Consider the following 18588-nt stretch of genomic DNA (forward strand, 5'->3'; position numbering starts at 1 on the left):
GGGAAATGGAGTTGAAGACTCAGGAAAACAGCATCTGCAGCGGGCTCAGAATCCACTGCAGCAGTTGAAACAGCAGCGCCATGATTGGGCGCATCCAGACATTGGTGATGACGTTGGAAATGATCAACGCCATCACGATGAAAAAACCGAACGGTTCGATGCGCGACAGGCCAAGCGCCATCCGAGGCGGCAGGAGTGCTGCCAGCACGCGCCCGCCATCGAGCGGGGGCAGCGGAAACATGTTGAACGCCGCCATCACCATATTGACGAGAATGCCAGCGCGCGCCATGCCAATCAGGAACGGCTCGTTCACCCCGCCCATCGCGAACACAACTGCCAGCACGCCCCAGAAGATCGCCTGGACAAAGTTGGTGGCCGGCCCCGCCAGGGCCACCCACATGCCATGCCAGCGCGGATCGCGTAGACGGCCGAAGCGCACCGGCACAGGCTTGGCATAGCCGAACACGAAAGCGCCTTTGGTTGCGAAATAGAGCAGCAACGGCATCGCAATCGTGCCGATGGGATCGATGTGCCGCAGCGGATTAATGCTGATGCGGCCCATGACATAGGCCGTGTCGTCGCCGAAATGCTTGGCGACATAGCCATGCGCCGCCTCATGCAGCGTGATGGCAAACAGCACGGGAATCGCGTAAACCGCGATGTTTTGGATCAGTGTGGGGTCCATAGGCGGGCTATTGTAGCAAGCGCGCGCCACGGCACGGCGCCACCGAAGCGCGCGCCAAGGCCTCGCCTACAGGCCCACGCGAGCCGGATCACCCCGGCCCTGGCGCACGAGTTCAGGCTCGCCGCTCGTCAAGTCAATAACCGTAGTCGGTTCTGCCGGGGCCGGGCCGCCGTCGATGACGAGTTCGAGCTGCTTTTCAAGCCGATCCCGAATGGCCTCTGCCTCGTTGAGCGGTTCGTCGTCGCCGGGCAGCTGCAGCGTGGCCGAGAGCAGCGGCTCACCCAGTTCGGCCATCAGCGCGAGGGGAATCGCGTGTTCCGGTACGCGCAGGCCGATTGTCTTGCGCGACGGGTGCGAGAGCCGGCGCGGCACCTCCTTGGTCGCCTCCAGCAGGAAGACGAACGGCCCCGGCGTCGCCGCCTTCAGCACGCGGTACTGCTTGTTGTCGACGCGCGCAAACGTGGCCAGCTCGGAAAGGTCGCGGCACATCAGCGTGAGGTGGTGCTTTTCGTCGATTCCGCGCACGCGGCGCAGGCGCTCGACGGCCGATTTGTCGTCCAGATGGCAGGCGAGCGCGTAGCAGGAATCGGTGGGCAGCGCGACCAAGCCGCCGGCTCGGATGATCTCCGCGGCCTGGCGAATCAAGCGCCCTTGCGGGGTGGTCGGGTGAATCTGGAAGAACTGGGACATGGCCGCCGCGTGATCAGGACATCCACCGGCTCCACACCGGCGTCAGGTTGTCGGGCAGCGGCGGCAGCGTGCCGAGTTCGACGCGGCCCTCGCCCGGGCCGTGGAAGTCTGAACCGCGTGACGCCAGCAGACCGTAACGGCGGGCCACGTCGGCGTACAACGCATATTGGTCGGGCGTATGGCTGCCGGTGATGACCTCGACGCCCTCGCCGCCCAGCGCCTTGAATTCATCGAACAGCGCGCCGTGCTCGACCAGCGACAGCGTGTAACGCCCAGGATGCGCCATCACCGCGACACCGCCCGCGCCCTTGATCCAGTTGATCGCGTCGGCCAGGCGCGCCCAGCGATGCGGCACGTAGCCCGGCTTGCCGTCACCCAGGTAGCGGTCAAACACTTCATGGATGTCGCGGCAGTGGCCATGCTCGACCAGGAAGCGGGCGAAATGGGTGCGCGAGACCATGTCGGGATTGCCGGCGTAGCCCAACGCACCCTCGTAGGCGCCTTCGATGCCGAGCTTGGCAAGCGCAGCGCTGATGTCTTCGGCGCGCGCGCAGCGGCCGGAGCGCGTGCGTTCCAGCCCCTGGACCAGATCGGCGTTGTCCGGATCGATGCCCAGGCCGACGATGTGCAGCGTGCGCCCCGCCCAGGTCACGGAAATCTCTACGCCCGAGAGGTAATCCATGCCCAAGGCCGTTGCGGCTTCGCGTGCGGCGGCCTGCCCACCCACTTCGTCGTGGTCGGTCAACGCCCAGAGCGTCACACCGTGGGCGGCAGCGCGCGCGGCCACTTCTTGCGGCGCAAGCATGCCGTCTGACACCGTGGAATGGCAGTGCAGATCGGCATTTCGGGCGGAGGCGGCAGAGATGTTTGGCATTCCGCCATTTTACTGCTGCGGCGCGCAACCGGGGGCCTCACCCACCAAGGAACGACATTCGGAAGACCCGACTGCCCGTGGCGGTGTTCGCGGTGCGCCGCTTGCTGCAGGCTATAGTGGCCGCATTGTTTCGTTCTCGACGCTTTGCCATGACTTCCGCCGCTACATTCGCCACCGATTTCCCTCAGCCCGTGGAGCAACGCATTGACGTGCTCGTCGTGGGTGCGGGGCCCGTGGGCCTATTTGCAGCCTTCCAGGCGGGCGTGCTCGGCATGTCGTGTGTGCTGGTGGATGCATTGGACCGCCCGGGCGGCCAATGCACGGAGTTGTACCCGGAAAAACCGATCTATGACATCCCTGCGCTGGTTTCGTGTACGGCGCAGGAACTCGTCGACCGGCTAATGGCCCAGTGCGCGCCGTTCAACTACCCCATTCTCTGCGGTCGCCGCGCGGAAACCGTGGAAACGCTGGAAAGCGAGCACGGCCAGCGCTTTCGCGTCACCACCAGCGCTGGCGACGTGTTCGATTGCGCCGCCGTACTCATCACGGCAGGCAACGGCGCGTTCACCCCACAGCGCGTGGCTTTGCCTGAAGCGGCCGCGCTGGAGGGCCGCCATCTGCACTATGCCGTGCGCGACACTGCGCGCTTTGCGGGCAAGCGCGTCATCATCGCCGGCGGCGGGGATTCCGCGCTCGACTGGGCGCTCGCGCTGCGAAAAGTGGCCGCACGCGTGACGCTGGTCCATCGGCGAGAGGGCTTCCGCGCAGCGGATGCGAGCGTCGCAGAAATGCGCGCTGCCGTCGCCGCCGGCGAAATGGATTTCGTGCTGGGCATGCTTTCGCGTCTGGACAGCACGCCCGACGGCACACTCACCGGCGCGGCCATCCGGGGGCGCGATGGCGAAACCGTTCTGCCCTGCGATGAACTGATCGCGCTGTATGGTCTGGTTTCCGAGCCGGGCCCGATTGTCAACTGGGGGGTAGAGATGCGCGCGGGCCGCATCACGGTGGAAACGACGGCGTACGAGACGTCGCGCCCGGGCGTGTTCGCGGCGGGCGACATCGCGCTGTATCCGAACAAGCAGAAGCTGATTCTGTCGGGCTTCCACGAGGTGGCGATGGCGCTGCGCCGTGCGTACCGCTACGCGAATCCGGACAAGACGCTCGTGCATACGCATTCGAGCAACGACGCGGGGCTGCAGACGAAGCTGCATGTGGCTGCCGAGTAGGTCGTCCGCATGCGCGCGCTATCGCTCTACGAAACCGTGCTCGGCGCGCGATACGCGCAACTGGCGCCGGCGGTGCAAACGTTCCACCGAATGACCGGCGCAGTGACGCTGCACGGTGAAGTTGAAACAGATCCGCCCGCCTCGCGCCTCGCACGCGGGCTTGCTTGGTGCATCCGCACGCCGCGCACATCGACACGCGGCCCGATTCGCGTCACGCTCGACGCCGCTGCCATGGAAGAAACCTGGACGCGCCATTTCCCGCGCCACACGATGCGCTCAACGTTGTCGCTGCATGAGGGGCGCATCACGGAACGGCTCGGTGCGGCGCGTCTGTTCTTTGCGCTGGAGGCGGAGCACGGCGTGTTGCGGATGCGCCTGGAAGGTTTGCGCTTCCTCGGTGTCCCGTGCCCAGCGTGGCTGCGGCCGGCCGTGTTGGCAGAGGAATCCGGGAAGGGTGACCGCTTCCACTTCAACGTACGCGCCAGCGTGCCCTTGCTGGGCGTGGTTGCGGCATATCGAGGTTATCTCGACCTGACAACGGTGGGGCGCGAATGATCGTTGTCTACGATGCGCACTGCCTGCTGTGCAGCGGGTCCATCCAGTTTCTGCTGCGACATGATCGGCAAGGCGTGCTGCGTTTCGCATCTATGCAGGGCGCAACCGGACGGCAACTGCTCGCCCAGGCTGGCGTGAATCCGGATGACGTGGATACCGTGCTCTTCGTGCGAGACGGCCGTGCATGGCGTGAAAGCGCCGCCGTCCTGCGCATCCTGCATGCGCTCGGCTGGCCGTGGCGGTTGGCATGGATCGGCTGGCTGGTCCCGGCAACGCTGCGCGACGCGTTGTATCGCCGTGTTGCTCGCAATCGCTATCGGTGGTTTGGGCGGTCAGACACTTGCATCCTTCCACCGCCCGGTGCGGCACAGCGTTTTCTCGATTGACCCTGCCGCTCAGCGCTGCAAACAGAACTCTTCGATCAGCGCAGCCACCTGTTCCGGCTGATCGTGGTGCAGCATGTGCCCCGCATCCGCAATCAGCACCTCACGGAAATCAGGAAACGCCGCAAAGCGCGTCTTGAACTCGGCCAGCGGCACATCGCCCGCGATGGCCTTCAAGGTGGGTGAATCGACTGCCTCGACGTGCAGCACGGGCGCGGCCACACGGCGCCAGATTTCCATCACTTCATCCAGCCGATAAAGCTGCGGATTGATGATCTTGTGCGCAGGGTCGCCAAGAATCTCCCAGCGGCCCTCGGCATTCTGGCTCGACCAGTGCTGCGCCAGAAATGCCGCCTTGTCGGCCGGCAGACGAGGATTGGTCTTCTGCAGGCGCGCGGCGACGTCGTCAACGGTGGCGTAGGTGTTGAGGCGCGGCTTGTCCTTCAGCTCGTCAAGCCAGCGCGCATAGCGGCGCGGCGCCTGCGATGCCTTCGACGCCGACATGCCGAAGCCCTCCAGATCCACGACGCGCCGCACGCGCTCGGGTCGGATACCCGCGTACAGGCAAACCACGTTGGCGCCCAGGCTGTGCCCCACCAGCGTCACCTGCCCCTCCGGCTGGTAGTGATCGATGATGGCTTCGAGATCGGCCACGTAATCGGCAAACCAATAGCTCTCGACGCCGGGCCCCTCGGTGGGCCGGGCGGTCTGGCCGTAGCCGCGCCAATCCGGCGCCACGATATGCCAGCGCTCGCGCAGCGCATCGACCAGAAACTGGAACGACGCCGACACATCCATCCACCCGTGAAACAGGAACAGGATGGGCGCACCGGGTTCGCCCCATTCGCGGATGTGATAGCGCAAGCCGCGCACGGGCAGATATGTTGAGCGGGAGGCCTGGCGCGCGGCAGGCTGTGTGGTGGAGTCCATGGTTTCCGTTACCCAATAGAAATCGAACGATCGTTCTTTTTCCGGGAATTATAGCGGTGGATGGGCAACGCCGTGGCGCTTAGAACGAGGCTTCCAGCGCGGCAATTTCGTCATCGTCGAAACCGGCCTGGCGGCGCGCCTCGAGGTTGAAAGGCCCGCGCAATCGCGGCGCACCGTATTGCTCGGCCAGCTTGCGATACGTCGGCACGGGGTCCAGGCCGGCGCGCTCGCACAGCCAGCGATACCAGCGATTGCCGACCGCAACGTGGCCGATCTCGTCGCGCAGGATGATGTCGAGAATGCTCGCCGCTGCCATATCGCCGGCCTGGGCCAGCTTGGCGCGAATCGGCGGCGAGGCGTCCAACCCGCGGGCCTCAAGCGTGCGCGGCACCAGCGCCATGCGTGCGAGCGGATCGGCGGCGGTTTTCTCCGTCATCTGCCACAAGCCGTCGTGGGCGGGGTGATCGCCGTAGCGGCAATCGAGCGTTGCCAGATGGGCGGAAAGCAGCGAAAAGTGCGTGGCCTCTTCAGCGGCCACGCGCGCCCAGTCCTGGTAGAACGCCACGGGCATCCCCGCAAAACGCCACACGGCATCGAGCGCAAGGTTGATGGCGTTGAATTCGATGTGCGCGAGCGCGTGCAGCAGCGCGCCCCGACCGCGTGGCGTATCGATCGCACGACGGCGCGGAACCTCGGAAGGCGGCACGAGCAGCGGCGCGTCTGGTCGGCCGGGGACACCGCCCTCTGGCGCCACCATGGATTCATCAATGCCCCACCTCGCGTCGTCGGCACATTTGGCGCGCTCGCCCAGACGCAGCGTGGCGTCCACCTTGCTGACAGGATCAGTGAGGCACAGCGCGGCCAAGGCAGCGTGGCGCAGCGTGTCGGTGGGCGTCTTGGGGCAAGGCTGCGAAGCGGTCATCAGCGTACAATTTGGACTTTCCGCCATTTTAATTCGACGCATCGGCCTGCCTCGCTCGGCAAGCTTGAAGACGCGCCCATTTCCCCCATTTACGCAGATTCTGGAGACCGATCGCATGGCCCTCTACCAACTCGGCGATGTTGCCCCGACCATTGACGCAAACGCCTATGTGGCCCCGGAAGCGACCGTCATCGGCCGCGTGGAGCTGAAAGCACGCGCGAGCGTGTGGCCCGGCGCCGTCATCCGTGGCGACAACGAGCCGATTACCGTAGGCGAGGCCAGCAACGTGCAGGAAGGCTCGGTGCTGCACACCGATCCGGGCTGCCCGCTGAACATCGGCGACCGCGTGACGATCGGCCACCAGGCCATGCTGCACGGTTGCACGATCGGCGAAGGCTCGCTGATCGGCATCCAGGCGGTGGTGCTCAATCGCGCGGTGATCGGCAAGAACTGCCTGGTAGGCGCGGGCGCGATCGTCACCGAAGGCAAGGTCTTCGAAGACGGCACACTCATTCTTGGCGCACCCGCTAAGGCCGTGCGCAAACTGACGGAAGACGACATCGCCAAAATGCACCTGAACACCGAAACGTATGCGGTGCGTCAGGCGATGTACAAGCAGCAACTGAAACGGATCGATGGATGACTGACGAGCTGAAGAAATTTGTATTCGACGCCGCGCCCGTGCGCGGTGAACTGGTGCGCCTGGAAGGGACGTGGCAGGAGGTGCTGAGCCGCCGCCGTTACCCTGGCCCGGTCAGCACGCTGCTGGGCGAGATGATGGCCGCCGCCGCGCTGCTGTCAGCCAACCTCAAGTTCAACGGCGCGCTCGTCATGCAACTGCACGGCGACGGGCCGGTGCATATGCTGGTCGTGGAGTGCAACTCCGACCTGTCGATGCGCGCCACCGCCAAGATTGCCGAAGGCGCCGAGATTGCCGACGACGCCACGCTGGCCGCCATGGTCAACGTGCACGGCAACGGACGCTTCGCCATCACGCTCGATCCGCAAGACAAATTGCCGGGCCAGCAGCCGTATCAGGGCATCGTGCCGCTGTCGGACGAAAATGGGCCGCTCGCCAGCATCACTGAAGTGCTTGAGCACTACATGCAAAGCTCTGAGCAACTGGACACGCGCCTGTGGCTGGCCGCCGACAGCAAGGTCGCGTCGGGCATGTTGCTGCAACGCTTGCCTTCGTATGGCGGAGCCATGGAAGGCCGCACGGGCCATGTGTCCGCACAAGTGGGCGAGACCGGCCAGCCGCTGCACAAGGACGTGCAGGAGCAAGACCTGGACACGTGGGAACGCGTTTGCCAGCTCGGCAAGACGCTGCGACGCGACGAATTGCTCGAGCAGCCGATCGACACGCTCATCAAGCGCCTGTACTGGGAAGAAATGGAAGCAGCCGGCATTCGCATGTTCGAGCCGCAAACCCCGCGTTTCCGCTGCTCGTGCTCGCGCCTGCGAGTGGGAGCCATGCTGCGTACGCTGGGCCAACCCGAGGTCGACAGCATTCTGGAAGAGCGTGGCAAGGTGGAAATCGACTGCGAATTCTGCGGCCAGCACTACAGCTTCGACGCTGTGGATTGTGCACAGCTCTTCGCACAGGGGACCGTCGCGCAAGGCATCCAGGGCGCGTCCGACCAGCGCCACTGAACACGGCGGCATAGTATGAAGTGCGCGTGGCGCGCGGCACTTATCGGTGCCGCCCACGCTCTAAGTCGCCAGTTTCTTCATCTGCCGCTTGCTGCGGAGCGCATCATGTCTGAGCCCACTTCCTCGTTCTTGCGATCGTTGAGTCTCGCGCGCGCTGGCGCGCTGGCGTTGCCGATTGGTGCGGCGCTGCTGGCGTCGGCCTGCGTTGCCGTGCCGCGTGGCCCTGGCGGTACGCCCTACACTGCCCGGCTGCCGGACGATACGCAGGCTGCGGCAACCGCGCCGTTGTCGGCGGAAGACCGCAAGAAGCTCGATGCGCTGAATGCCAAGGCGCTGCGCGAATCCGATCAAGCCATCCAACGCGATGCAGAAGCGCGAGCCTATGCAGCCACGCCGTACTACGCGCCGTATCCGTACTACGGAGGCTATTCGGTGTATTACGGCAGCGGATGGCGGCACCGTGGCGGCTGGGGCGTCAGCTACGGGGCACCCGTGTGGGGTTATCCGTACTACTGGTAAATCCCCGAAGTTGCCCTGAAGGCGATCGTGTCTGCAGGACGCGTTCGCATAGCAGACTCAATGATGCGTCTGCTGGCCCGCCGGAGGGGGTGGCGGCGGCGGAGTTTCGCTGGTTTTCGGAGCCGGCGCGACGAACTGCACGAAGCCTTCGTCGTCCTTAACCATCCCCAGCTCATAGCGCGCGCGCTCTTCAATAGCGCCCGTGCCTTCCTTCAAATCCTTCACCTCGCCTTCGAGCTTGGTGTTGCGCTGCTTCAGTTCAGCGTTGCGCTGATTCTGCGCCGTCACCTGCTTCTGCATGTCCCACACGCGCAGCCAGCCGCCCTTGCCCAGCCAAAGCGGGTACTGGATGGCAAGCAGCAACAGCAGCAGGAACAGCGTAATCAGGCGCATAGAGACAAGCGTTGGCGGTACTCAGACCCCAAATACCATGCGACCGCCAGAGCGGCGGTCGCACAGTGATGCGGAGCAAAACTGCGAGGGATTATCGCAGGTTATAGAACGCCGACTTGCCCGGATAGCTGGCGATATCACCGAGGTCTTCTTCGATACGCAGCAGCTGGTTGTACTTGGCCATGCGGTCCGAACGCGACAGCGAGCCCGTCTTGATCTGGCCGGCGTTCGTGCCAACAGCGATGTCGGCAATCGTGCTGTCTTCGGTTTCGCCCGAGCGGTGCGAGATCACGGCGGTGTATCCGGCGCGCTTGGCCATCTCGATGGCGGCAAACGTCTCGGTCAGCGTGCCGATCTGGTTGATCTTGATGAGGATTGAGTTGGCGATGCCCTTCTCGATGCCTTCCTTCAGGATCTTGGTGTTGGTGACGAACAGGTCGTCGCCCACCAGTTGGACTTTCTTGCCGAGCTTTTCGGTCAAGATCTTCCAACCGGCCCAGTCGCTCTCATGCATGCCGTCTTCGATCGACACGATCGGGAACTTGTCAGCCAGGTTCGCCAGATAGTTGGCGAAGTCTTCCGACGACAGCTGCAGGCCTTCGCCTTCAAGGTGGTATTTGCCGTCCTTGTAGAACTCGGACGCGGCGCAGTCCAGCGCCAGCAGCACGTCTTCACCGGCCTTGTAGCCAGCTTGCTCGATGGCCGACAGGATGGTGTTCAGGCACTCTTCGTTGCTGGCGAAGTTCGGTGCGAAGCCGCCTTCGTCGCCCACGGCCGTGCTCATGCCCTTGTCAGCCAGGATCTTCTTCAGCGCATGGAAGATCTCTGCGCCGCAGCGCAGGGCTTCACGGAAGCTCGACTGGCCCACCGGCATCACCATGAATTCCTGGATGTCCAGGCTGTTGTTGGCATGCGCGCCACCGTTGACGATGTTCATCATCGGCACCGGCATCTGCATCGCGCCCGAACCGCCGAAGTAGCGATACAGCGGCAGGCCAGCTTCTTCGGCGGCGGCTTTGGCAACAGCCATCGACACAGCCAGCATGGCGTTCGCGCCCAGGCGGCTCTTGTTCTCGGTACCGTCCAGATCAATCAGCGTGCGGTCCAGAAAAGCCTGTTCCGACGCGTCCAGGCCCATGATGGCCTCGGAGATTTCGGTGTTGATGTGCTCGACGGCCTTGAGCACGCCCTTGCCCAGGTAGCGCGACTTATCGCCGTCACGCAGCTCGATAGCTTCGCGCGAGCCGGTGGAGGCGCCCGACGGCACCGCCGCACGGCCCATCACGCCCGATTCCAGCAGCACGTCGCATTCGACGGTGGGGTTGCCGCGCGAGTCCAGCACTTCGCGACCGATGATATCTACGATGGCACTCATGAAAATCCCTCTTGGTGTCTTAAAGCAGGTAACGCTACGAGATCGACAGACGGCTTAAACGCCTTCGACCACGATCATGTTCATGTTGGCAGCCTTGGCGCGCGCATTGCGCGCAGCCAGGTATTCCTCGCTGTCGTAGAACGACTTGGCGGCGTCATAGCTCGGGAACTTGAGCACGACGATGCGGGTAGGGTTCCACTCGCCCTCCAGCTGCTCGGTCTTGCCGCCGCGCACCAGCGGCTCGGCGCCGTGCGCTTGCATGGCTTTGGTGGACAGTGTCTTGTATTGCTCGTACTGCACGGGGTCTGTCACGTCCACGTACGCGAGGATGTAGCCAGCGGCCATGTGTCTCTCTCCGGATGCGGAAACAAAAACTGAACTGAGCCGAACCGAAAACGACATCGGCGGCTGGTGGAGCCGCCGGTCGTCGGGAAAAAATCAGTCGAACTGATTTTCCAGGAAACCGCTGCGCTTGGTGAGCGCATCCAGTTCTTTCAGTACTGACAGCAAGTCTTTCATGCGGCGCAGCGGCACAGCATTCGGGCCGTCTGATTTTGCGCATGCGGGATCAGGGTGCGTTTCCATGAAGACGCCCGACACGCCGGTGGCAATGGCTGCACGTGCCAGCACCGGCACGAACTCGCGCTGGCCGCCTGAGCTGGTGCCCTGGCCGCCCGGCAATTGCACCGAATGCGTGGCGTCGAACACAACCGGCGCGCCCGTCTCGCGCATGATCGCCAGCGAGCGCATGTCCGACACGAGATTGTTGTAACCGAACGAGGCACCGCGCTCGCAGGCCATGAAGTTGTCTTCCGGCAGACCGGCATCGCGGGCAGCGTGACGCGCCTTGTCGATGACATTCTTCATGTCGTGCGGCGCGAGGAACTGGCCCTTCTTGATGTTAACGGGCTTGCCGCTCTGTGCGCAGGCGCGGATGAAATCGGTCTGACGGCACAGGAACGCCGGCGTCTGCAGGACGTCCACGACTTCCGCCACGGGCTTGATCTCGTCGATCTCGTGGATGTCGGTCAGTACCGGCACGCCCACCTGGCGACGAACTTCCGCCAGAATGCGCAGCCCCTCTTCCATGCCCAGACCGCGGAACGAGGCGTCCGACGAGCGATTCGCCTTGTCGAACGACGACTTGTAGATGAACGGAATGCCCAGCTCGCCCGTGATCTCCTTGAGCGTGCCGGCGGTATCGATCGCCATCTGCTCGGATTCGATCACGCAGGTGCCGGCAATCAGGAAGAACGGTTTGTCGAGGCCGACTTCGAAATCGCAGAGTTTCATCGTATTTCCCGTGCGCCAGCGCGTTAGGCGACAGCGCGTTGCGCGGTCTGGTTGTGATGCGCCAGCGCGGCTTCCACGTAGGCCTTGAACAGCGGATGGCCGTCACGCGGCGTCGAGGTGAATTCCGGGTGGAACTGCACGCCGACGAACCACGGGTGCATCGACGCCGGCAGCTCCATCATTTCCGGCAGGTTTTCCGACGGCGTGCGCGCGGAGATGATCATCCCGGCCTTTTCCAGCTGAGGCACGTAGTGATTGTTCACCTCGTAGCGGTGACGATGGCGCTCGTTGACTTCCGCGCCATAGATTGCCGCTGCCTTGGTACCGGATTGCACCGGCACGCGCTGCGAGCCCAGACGCATGGTGCCGCCCAGGTCGGAGTCGGCCGAGCGCTTTTCCACGCGGCCATCGCGATCCAGCCACTCGGTGATGAGCGCGACCACCGGGTGTTCGGTCTCGTCGTTGAATTCCGTGCTGTTGGCGTCTTTCATGCCGGCCAGATGGCGGGCGAATTCGATCACGGCCAACTGCATCCCCAGGCAGATGCCCAGGTACGGCACGCCCTTTTCACGGGCGTACTGAATTGCGCGGATCTTGCCTTCCGTACCGCGCTTGCCGAAACCACCCGGCACCAGAACCGCGTCCAGCGTGTCCAGCACCTGCGTATGGCCCGACTCCAGCTCTTCGGAATCGATGTACTCGATATTGACGCGCGTCGAGGTATGCAGGCCAGCGTGGCGCAACGCCTCGATCAGCGACTTGTACGACTCGGTCAGGTCGACATACTTGCCGACCATGCCGATGGTGATCTCGTGCTGCGGATTTTCCAGCGTGTGCACCATATGCGCCCACACCGACAGGTCTGCCGGCGGCGCTTCGATGCGCAGCTCTTCGCAGATGATGCGATCCAGCCCCTGCTCGTTGAGCATTTGCGGGATCTTGTAGATGGTGTCGACATCCCACACCGAAATGACCGCGTCCTGCGGCATGTTGGCGAAGAGCGAAATCTTTGCGCGCTCGTCGTCGGGAATCGGGCGGTCGGCGCGGCACAGCAGCGCGGTCGGCTGCACGCCGATTTCGCGCAGCTTCTGCACCGAGTGCTGGGTCGGCTTGGTCTTCAGTTCACCAGCGCTGGCAATGAACGGCACCAGCGTCAGGTGTGCGAACGCCACCTGGTTGCGACCCAGGCGCAGGCTCATCTGACGTGCGGCTTCCAGGAACGGCAGCGATTCGATATCGCCGACCGTACCGCCGATTTCCACGATCGCCACATCGGCCTTGCCGTCGTGTGAGGCCGCGGCGCCGCGCTCAATGAACGCCTGGATTTCGTTGGTGATATGCGGAATCACTTGCACCGTCTTGCCGAGATACTCGCCGCGACGCTCCTTGCGGATCACGGATTCGTAAATCTGGCCGGTGGTGAAGTTGTTTGCCTTGCGCATCTTGGCCGAGACAAAACGCTCGTAGTGGCCAAGATCGAGGTCGGTTTCTGCGCCGTCCTCGGTCACAAACACTTCGCCGTGCTGGAACGGGCTCATCGTGCCCGGGTCGACGTTGATGTAAGGATCGAGTTTGAGGAGGGTGACTTTGAGGCCGCGCGACTCAAGAATGGCCGCGAGCGAGGCGGCGGCGATGCCCTTGCCGAGTGAGGACACTACGCCACCGGTAACGAATACGAACTTGGTCATGACCTAGCTTGCCGGGGAAAGCCGGATTATAGCAAAGGTCCCCTCTCCGATCCGTGACAGAACAGTGGAATTTGCCCCAAGGCAGCCTCGCCTATGCGGCGTGCCGCATGGCGCCTGCGTTGGCGCGCATTTCGTTGATCAACTCGCGGATCAACTGGGCCGTTTCGAGCGGCTTTTCCATCGGATAAAGATGACTGCCTTCGATCCAGCGCAGCCGCCCGCCCACGACGCGCCGGGTCGCGCCCAGTCCGACTTGGCGAATCTCGCGCGAACGCGTGCCAGCCACAAAGCTCACCGGGAATGCCGTACCGCCAGCGACTTTGCGCCCCATGTTGGTCGGCAATGTCCGATAGATTTGGTATTCGATTTCGCGCGAGAAGCGCAGTGTGCGCTCGCGGTCACGGCCCGTGGGCTCGGTGCCATGCTCGACATAGTCGCGCAGCACGTCTTCATCCCAACGATCGAACTTGCGCTTGGCCTTGAAGTGGCTCCAGACGGCGTCGAGATCGGGCCACAGATGGCGCCGGTTTTTCGTCGCTGCGGCAGGCGATTGGCTCTCGTCGATGTCCAGCCATTGCGCTACGCGCAGCAGCTTGGCGCGCCATCCCGCGATGATCGGCGAATCGAGCATCACGACGCCACGCACGCGCTCGGGCCGGCGCAGCGCCGCCATCAAACTCAAGAAGCCGCCCAGCGAATGACCCACCAGCCAGACCGGCTCGGGCTGCGCGTCGATTTCGGCGAGCAACTCCTTCACAAGACCGGGCCAGGAACGGGTCACCGGAAAACGCGGATCATGCCCAAAACGCTCCACGGCGCGGATGTCGAATTCGTCACTCAGCACGCCCAGCATCTTGCGATACGTTCCCACGGGAAAGCCGTTGGCATGCGAAAAAAGCATCACATCGCGCATCGCAGGTCCCTGTGCCGCTCAGTGCGACTTCTGCGATCCGCCGGCCACGCGCTGGATCGTGGAAACCTGCTCCAACGCAGGACCGGGCGCGCGTTCCGGCACGGCTGGCGCGTCGGCGGCGGGCGGCGCAATGCGCACGGGTCCGACCTCCGCGGAAGGATGGCCTTCGCGGCGCAGCGGGTATAACGGCGAAGTGCCGGTTTCCCAATCCGGATCGTCGATTTCTGCAAACACCTGGCGCAGACGCTTGCCCCATGTGCCGCGAATCATCGCGAAATATGGGTTCTCTTCGTCGATGGCGACAAAGCGCGTCACACGCAGGGAGTCGGCCTCATAGACCAGCAGATCCAGCGGCAAGCCCACGGAAATATTCGATTTCAGCGTTGAATCCATCGAAATCAGCGCGCATTTTGCAGCTTCGTCCAGCGGCAACCCCGGGCTGACCACGCGGTCGATGATCGGCTTGCCGTACTTGGCTTCGCCGATCTGGAAATAGCAATTCTCGGGCGTGGCTTCAATGAAGTTGCCTGCCGCATAGACGTTGAACAGGCGCGGCCGCTCTGCGCCGATCTGCCCGCCGAAGACGATGCTGACGTTGAAGTCGATTTTGGCCTTGGCCAGCGCTGCCGCGTCGCGGTCGTAAACGTCGCGCACGGCCTCGCCAACAATCGTGGCGGCCTCGAACATGTCCCGTGCCGTCCACAGAGAGCGCGGCTTGCCGCGCGCTTCGGTCAGCACTTGGCGCACCGCCTGACTGATCGCCAGATTGCCGGCCGTCAGCAGCACCATGACGCGATCGCCTTCGCGCTCGAAGACGGTCATTTTGCGGAACGTGGAAATGGCGTCCACTCCCGCATTCGTGCGGGAGTCGGACAGGAACACAAGGCCTGCGTCCAGGCGCATGGCGACGCAATAAGTCATGGGCGAAGCAACAAACGGAAACGGTGGTTTGAAGGCATTCTAGCGCGCCGATCGCAACCCATCCGCGCGCTTGGAAGAGGTGCTCAATTCACTCGGGTAGCCTCGGCGGGCAACGGCTCAATGGAAATGCTGACATCCAGCGACTCCGCGCCTCCGCCCTGCCGCACGCCGCGCACCGGCGCCGCAGACTGGTAATCGCGCCCGACCGCCAATCGGATGTGGCGAGCATCGGTAAAGCACTGGTGGGTGACGTCGATGCTGCACCACGTGTGCGATTCGGCATCGAGGCAGACGTCGGCCCACGCGTGGCTGGCGAGGTCCTCTTCGCCCACGGCGTGGAAATAGCCGCTGACATAGCGTGCCGGCACGCCCAGCGCCCGGCAGCAAGCAACCATCACCTGCGCCTGGTCCTGGCATACGCCCGTGCCCAGGCCGAACGCCTCCGCAGCAGTGGTGCCGACGTGGGTGGTGTTCGGTTTGTAGCTCACGCGCGTAGCGATGGCTTGCGCAAGGCGCACTGCAGATTCCGCGTCGCCTTGCACCAGCCTGTGCTCTCGCGCAAAGTTGATCATTTCCGGCGGCGCGGAAGTCAGCGGTGTGGCACTCAGAAAGTACAGCGGCGAAACGCGATAGCGCCCTTGCCCCGGCGCATCGACAAACCGTTGGCTGCCGGGGGCGCCCGCAGGAAACACCTCAACAATGCCACGCGCGTCGATGATGACGTCATCCGTACGGCTGCCAAGGGTGAAGTGATGGACGACGTTGCCGAAACCGTCGGTGGCGCGCGTGAGGTTGCCGGGCGCGTGGATCTGCCAGCTGTCCACCTGCTGCAGCTCGCCGCTGCGAGGTGTCAGCCGCAGCTCATGCACGCTGTGGCGCAGCGGCTCGGCATAACGGTAGACCGTCGTGTGTCGAATTTGGTATTTCACGATGACACGGGCGCTACCCGAAAGTGGCGCCCCGATGTATGCACATTGTCCTGCACGTCAGGCCACCTCGAGCGGCACCAGGAAATCCTGGCTGATGCCGTTGCCCAGGTCGCCGATCCGCTCCAGGAAGTTGGTCAGCCAAGCATGCAGGCCGACCGCAAAAATATCTTCGATGCGGGCGTACCGCAGATCGGCGTGCAGTTTACCAGCGCGACGCTCGGTCTCTGCCGATTGACTGTTGCGCACAGTCGAAAGAATCTCAACCACTTCGTCCATGCTGGCCAGCAGCGAGCGCGGCATATCGCTGCGCAGAATCAGCAACTCCGCCACACGCGTCGGCGTGATGACATTGCGATAGATCTTGCGATAGACCTCGAAGCCTGACACCGAACGCAGCGTGGCGGCCCAATGGTAGAAGTCGCCCTGCTCCGCCGCGGTTTCATCGCGCGTGGGCGTGGACTGAAACTTCACGTCAAGCAGCCGTGCAGTGTTGTCGGCACGTTCCAGAAAGGTGCCCAGGCGCATGAAATGGAACGCGTCGTCCGTCAGCATGGTGCCGACCTGCACGCCGCGTGACAGATGCGAGCGGAACTTCACCCATTCAAAGAATTGCGATGGATCGTCGCGCAACATGCCTTCGGCAATCAGGCGCTGCACATCCAGCCACGTGGTGTTGATGGTTTCCCACACCTCCGTTGTGAGGGAGCCGCGCACGGCTCGGGCGTTTTCGCGCGCGCCGCGCAGGCAGCTCATGATCGACGACGCGTTGGTCATGTCGCGCACCATGAAGTCAATCACGTCGTCGCGCGAAAGCAGGCCGTAGCGGTCGGCAAAAACCCGGGTGAGTTCGGAAATATCGAGCATTGCCCACCAGCCCTGCTCCGCCACTTCGGCCGATTGCGGCATCAGCGAGGTCTGGTAGTTCACGTCGAGCATGCGGGCGGTGTTCTCGGCGCGTTCGGTATAGCGCGCCATCCAGAAAAGGTGGTCTGCGGTGCGGCTGAGCATGGCGTTCCCTTCTACGTATTCGATATGCGATTGATCGACTGCCAGTTGCGACAATGCGCGAGCGTTCAGCGCTCCAGCACCCACGTATCCTTCGTCCCGCCTCCCTGCGACGAGTTGACCACCAGCGAGCCCGCCCGCAACGCCACACGCGTGAGGCCACCGGGCACCATGCGCACATCCTTTCCGGACAGCACGAACGGCCGCAGATCAATATGGCGCGGCGCGATGCCGGCTTCCACATACGTTGGGCAAGTCGACAACGCCAGCGTGGGCTGGGCAATGTATTGCTCCGGACGGGCCTTCACCACCTCACGGAAAGCAGCAATCTCTTCCTGCGTCGCGGCCGGGCCGACCAGCATGCCGTAGCCGCCCGCACCGTGCGTTTCCTTGACCACCAGCTCTCCCATGTGGTCGAGCACGTATTGCAGGTCGTCCGGTCGACGGCACATGTACGTCGGCACGTTATTGAGGATCGGCTCCTCGCCGAGGTAGAAGCGGATCATGTCCGGCACGTACGGATAGATCGACTTGTCGTCTGCCACGCCGGTGCCGATCGCATTGCAAATGGTGACGTTGCCCGCGCGATAGACCGACAGCAGCCCTGCCGCACCCAGGGAAGAATCCGGCCGGAACACCAGCGGATCGAGGAAGTCGTCGTCCACCCGGCGATAGATGACGTCGATGCGCTGGGGGCCCTGCGTCGTGCGCATGTAGAGATGATCGTCCTGCACGAAAAGGTCGTGCCCCTCCACCAGCTCAACGCCCATCTGCTGCGCAAGGAACGCGTGCTCGAAATACGCCGAGTTGTACATGCCCGGCGTAAGCACCACCACCGTCGGGTCGGCAATGTTCTGCGGCGACACGCTGCGCAGCATGTCGAGCAGCATGTCGGGGTAATGCGCGACCGGCGCCACACGATTGCGTGCGAACAACTCCGGAAACAGCCGCATCATCATCTTGCGGTTTTCCAGCATGTACGACACCCCCGAGGGCACGCGCAGATTGTCTTCCAACACGTAGAACTCGCCCTCCCCAGCACGCACGATGTCGATGCCGGCCACGTGGGCGTAGATATCGCGCGGCACGTCCACGCCGAGCATGTCGGGGCGGTATTGGGCGTTGTTGTAGATCTGATCGGGCGGAATGACACCAGCACGCAGAATGTTCTGCTCGTGATAGATGTCGTGCAGGAAGCGGTTGAGCGCATCAACGCGTTGCCGCAGGCCGCGTTCGAGCTTGGCCCACTCACTGGCCGGGAAGATGCGCGGAATGATATCGAACGGAATCGTGCGTTCGGTGCCGCTGTTCGATTCGTCCTTGTCGCCGTACACGGCAAAAGTGATACCGACACGGCGGAAGATCAGATCTGCCTCGGCGCGCTTGTTCTGCAGCGTTGTGGCGGACTGCGCGCCCAGCCATTCAGCGAAACGTCCGTAGTGGCCGCGTACCTCACCCTGTTGGACGAGTGCTGCCGGGGCCGGTTCGGCGGCATGGGGGTTGCGGTCCCCATCATGCCAGCTGAGCATTTCATCGTAGAACCGGACTGCCATGCTTTTCTCCCCTGACGGCGCCGCGCGGTGTACGCGGCACGTGGTTTTTATAGCACAGCGGTTTTGACCCCCACAATG

Annotated in this window: 21 protein-coding genes; 6 read left to right on the top strand and 15 right to left on the bottom strand. The window is 63.6% G+C overall.

Annotated features, from left to right (window positions below):
• Positions 1–19: 19 nt before the first annotated feature.
• From ACEN9T_RS19230 to ACEN9T_RS19240, 3 genes are all read right to left on the bottom strand, one after another.
• Positions 20–685, bottom strand: a complete 666-nt coding sequence (locus ACEN9T_RS19230) for a site-2 protease family protein (protein ID WP_092971523.1) — start codon at positions 683–685, stop codon at positions 20–22.
• 66 nt (positions 686–751) lie between these two features.
• Positions 752–1375 (bottom strand): L-threonylcarbamoyladenylate synthase, encoded by a 624-nt coding sequence (locus ACEN9T_RS19235; protein WP_413706783.1) that lies wholly within the window; start codon positions 1373–1375, stop codon positions 752–754.
• Between the two features lie 13 nt (positions 1376–1388).
• Positions 1389–2249 carry a 3',5'-nucleoside bisphosphate phosphatase gene (locus ACEN9T_RS19240; protein ID WP_413706784.1) on the bottom strand — a complete coding sequence of 287 codons (861 nt, stop codon included), beginning with the start codon at positions 2247–2249 and terminating at the stop codon, positions 1389–1391.
• Between the two features lie 149 nt (positions 2250–2398).
• Between ACEN9T_RS19240 and ACEN9T_RS19245 the strand changes: the two genes are divergently transcribed.
• From ACEN9T_RS19245 to ACEN9T_RS19255, 3 genes are read left to right on the top strand one after another with little or no spacing between them, the layout of a single operon-like run.
• Positions 2399–3478, top strand: a complete 1080-nt coding sequence (locus ACEN9T_RS19245; protein WP_092971877.1) for an NAD(P)/FAD-dependent oxidoreductase — start codon at positions 2399–2401, stop codon at positions 3476–3478.
• Between the two features lie 9 nt (positions 3479–3487).
• A complete protein-coding gene (locus ACEN9T_RS19250; RefSeq protein WP_092971526.1) occupies positions 3488–4033 on the top strand; it encodes a DUF4166 domain-containing protein in 546 nt (181 codons plus the stop codon).
• The gene (locus tag ACEN9T_RS19255; RefSeq protein ID WP_092971527.1) at positions 4030–4419 is read left to right on the top strand and encodes a thiol-disulfide oxidoreductase DCC family protein; all 390 of its coding nucleotides are present in this window, start codon (positions 4030–4032) and stop codon (positions 4417–4419) included. Before ACEN9T_RS19250 ends, ACEN9T_RS19255 begins: the two co-directional genes overlap by 4 nt.
• Before the next feature lie 9 nt (positions 4420–4428).
• Here the strand turns inward: ACEN9T_RS19255 and ACEN9T_RS19260 are convergent, their stop codons facing one another.
• Together ACEN9T_RS19260 and ACEN9T_RS19265 are read right to left on the bottom strand one after the other, a co-directional pair.
• On the bottom strand, positions 4429–5346 hold the full coding sequence (locus ACEN9T_RS19260) for an alpha/beta fold hydrolase (protein ID WP_413706785.1): 918 nt from the start codon (positions 5344–5346) through the stop codon (positions 4429–4431).
• 79 nt (positions 5347–5425) lie between these two features.
• A complete protein-coding gene (locus tag ACEN9T_RS19265; protein WP_413706786.1) occupies positions 5426–6268 on the bottom strand; it encodes a ferritin-like domain-containing protein in 843 nt (280 codons plus the stop codon).
• Between the two features lie 115 nt (positions 6269–6383).
• Here ACEN9T_RS19265 and ACEN9T_RS19270 point away from each other — a divergent pair, with 115 nt between their 5' ends.
• The 3 genes from ACEN9T_RS19270 (at position 6384) to ACEN9T_RS19280 (ending at position 8440) form a co-directional block, all read left to right on the top strand.
• Positions 6384–6911, top strand: a complete 528-nt coding sequence (locus ACEN9T_RS19270; RefSeq protein ID WP_004626140.1) for a gamma carbonic anhydrase family protein — start codon at positions 6384–6386, stop codon at positions 6909–6911.
• Positions 6908–7921, top strand: a complete 1014-nt coding sequence (locus tag ACEN9T_RS19275; RefSeq protein WP_413706787.1) for an Hsp33 family molecular chaperone HslO — start codon at positions 6908–6910, stop codon at positions 7919–7921. The genes ACEN9T_RS19270 and ACEN9T_RS19275 overlap by 4 nt, the downstream gene beginning before the upstream one ends.
• A gap of 105 nt (positions 7922–8026) precedes the next feature.
• Positions 8027–8440, top strand: a complete 414-nt coding sequence (locus ACEN9T_RS19280; protein ID WP_413706788.1) for a hypothetical protein — start codon at positions 8027–8029, stop codon at positions 8438–8440.
• A gap of 57 nt (positions 8441–8497) precedes the next feature.
• On the opposite strand, the gene ftsB is transcribed toward ACEN9T_RS19280, so the two are convergent.
• From ftsB to ACEN9T_RS19330, 10 genes are all read right to left on the bottom strand, one after another.
• Positions 8498–8833: a cell division protein FtsB gene (gene ftsB / locus ACEN9T_RS19285; protein ID WP_252692910.1), complete on the bottom strand. Its 336-nt coding sequence runs from the start codon at positions 8831–8833 to the stop codon at positions 8498–8500.
• Positions 8834–8924: 91 nt separating this feature from the next.
• Positions 8925–10208 (bottom strand): phosphopyruvate hydratase, encoded by a 1284-nt coding sequence (gene eno, locus ACEN9T_RS19290; RefSeq protein ID WP_092971532.1) that lies wholly within the window; start codon positions 10206–10208, stop codon positions 8925–8927.
• Between the two features lie 54 nt (positions 10209–10262).
• Complete coding sequence (locus tag ACEN9T_RS19295) at positions 10263–10553, bottom strand: DUF1330 domain-containing protein (RefSeq protein ID WP_413706789.1); 291 nt, start codon at positions 10551–10553, stop codon at positions 10263–10265.
• Positions 10554–10646: 93 nt separating this feature from the next.
• Positions 10647–11501 (bottom strand): 3-deoxy-8-phosphooctulonate synthase, encoded by an 855-nt coding sequence (gene kdsA, locus ACEN9T_RS19300; RefSeq protein ID WP_092971533.1) that lies wholly within the window; start codon positions 11499–11501, stop codon positions 10647–10649.
• Between the two features lie 23 nt (positions 11502–11524).
• Positions 11525–13189: a CTP synthase gene (locus ACEN9T_RS19305; protein WP_092971534.1), complete on the bottom strand. Its 1665-nt coding sequence runs from the start codon at positions 13187–13189 to the stop codon at positions 11525–11527.
• Positions 13190–13280: 91 nt separating this feature from the next.
• Positions 13281–14102: an alpha/beta fold hydrolase gene (locus tag ACEN9T_RS19310; RefSeq protein ID WP_413706790.1), complete on the bottom strand. Its 822-nt coding sequence runs from the start codon at positions 14100–14102 to the stop codon at positions 13281–13283.
• 18 nt (positions 14103–14120) lie between these two features.
• Positions 14121–15023, bottom strand: a complete 903-nt coding sequence (locus ACEN9T_RS19315) for a peptidase (RefSeq protein WP_092971536.1) — start codon at positions 15021–15023, stop codon at positions 14121–14123.
• 83 nt (positions 15024–15106) lie between these two features.
• Positions 15107–15952 (bottom strand): transglutaminase family protein, encoded by an 846-nt coding sequence (locus ACEN9T_RS19320; RefSeq protein WP_092971537.1) that lies wholly within the window; start codon positions 15950–15952, stop codon positions 15107–15109.
• A gap of 57 nt (positions 15953–16009) precedes the next feature.
• Complete coding sequence (locus tag ACEN9T_RS19325) at positions 16010–16960, bottom strand: alpha-E domain-containing protein (protein ID WP_092971878.1); 951 nt, start codon at positions 16958–16960, stop codon at positions 16010–16012.
• A gap of 65 nt (positions 16961–17025) precedes the next feature.
• Positions 17026–18510, bottom strand: coding sequence for a circularly permuted type 2 ATP-grasp protein (locus ACEN9T_RS19330; protein WP_045204342.1), 1485 nt, complete (start codon positions 18508–18510; stop codon positions 17026–17028).
• Between the last annotated feature and the right edge of the window lie 78 nt (positions 18511–18588).

Source organism: Ralstonia sp. Ralssp110, assembly GCF_047325135.1.
Taxonomy (GTDB): Bacteria; Pseudomonadota; Gammaproteobacteria; order Burkholderiales; family Burkholderiaceae; genus Ralstonia; species Ralstonia mojiangensis.